Below are 1,047 nucleotides of genomic sequence, written 5' to 3'. Positions count from 1 at the left end.
TATAATACAAGCATTAAGAGCAGATATACTTATGCAAAGAGATATAGATTATGTAGTAAAAGATAATGAAGTAATGATAGTTGATGAATTTACAGGAAGAGTAATGGAAGGAAGAAGATTTTCAGAAGGACTTCATCAAGCAATAGAAGCTAAAGAAGGTGTAGAAATAAAAAATGAGTCTAAAACTTTAGCAACAGTAACATACCAAAACTACTTTAGAATGTATAAAAAATTATCGGGAATGACAGGWACAGSAAAAACAGAAGAACAAGAATTTATGTCAACTTATAATCTACCTGTAATCCAAATACCAACAAATAAACCAGTTATAAGAAAAGACTTAGAAGATAAACTATATAAAACTGAAAAAGCAAAGTTTTTAGAAATATTAAATGTTATAGAAAATATACACTTAACGGGTCAACCAATATTAGTAGGAACTGCATCAATAGAAAAATCAGAGATACTATCTTACTTACTTAATAAAAAAGGATTAAAACACCAGCTACTAAATGCTAAAAATGATGAAGAAGAGGCACAAATAGTAGCTGAAGCAGGAAAACTAAACGCAATAACTATTGCAACTAATATGGCAGGAAGAGGAACTGACATATCTTTAGGTGGTGGAGATAAAGAAGAAGAGAAAAAAGTAAAAGAACTTGGTGGACTATATGTAATAGGAACAGAACGTCATGAAAATAGAAGAATAGATAATCAGTTAAGAGGGCGTTCTGGACGTCAAGGAGATCCAGGAACTTCAAGATTTTATGTTAGTTTAGAAGATGAAGTAATGAAATTCTATGGAAGCTCTAAAGCAAAAAAGATAGCAGAAAAACTAGGTGATAATAAAGAAATAAAAGATAAAAAACTATTAAAGACAATAGAGATTTCTCAAAAAGCATTAGAAATGAAAAACTTTGGTATAAGAAAAAATGTATTAGAGTATGACAACGTAATAAACAAACAAAGAGAATTAATATACACAGATAGAAATAAAGTTATAAATGGAGAAGATATATCTGAGCATATAAATGAAATAATATATAA

The 1,047-nt window shown here is 28.6% G+C and carries 1 protein-coding gene; it reads left to right on the top strand.

Features of this window, described 5'->3' with window-relative positions; all coding sequences use genetic code 11:
* On the top strand, positions 1-1,047 hold a 1,047-nt coding region (locus G3997_RS08530; RefSeq protein WP_442971279.1), incomplete at both ends, for a preprotein translocase subunit SecA.

It is taken from the genome of Romboutsia sp. 13368 (genome assembly GCF_018336475.1).
GTDB lineage: Bacteria > Bacillota > Clostridia > Peptostreptococcales > Peptostreptococcaceae > Romboutsia.
This window is presented reverse-complemented; position numbering and strand designations above follow the sequence as displayed.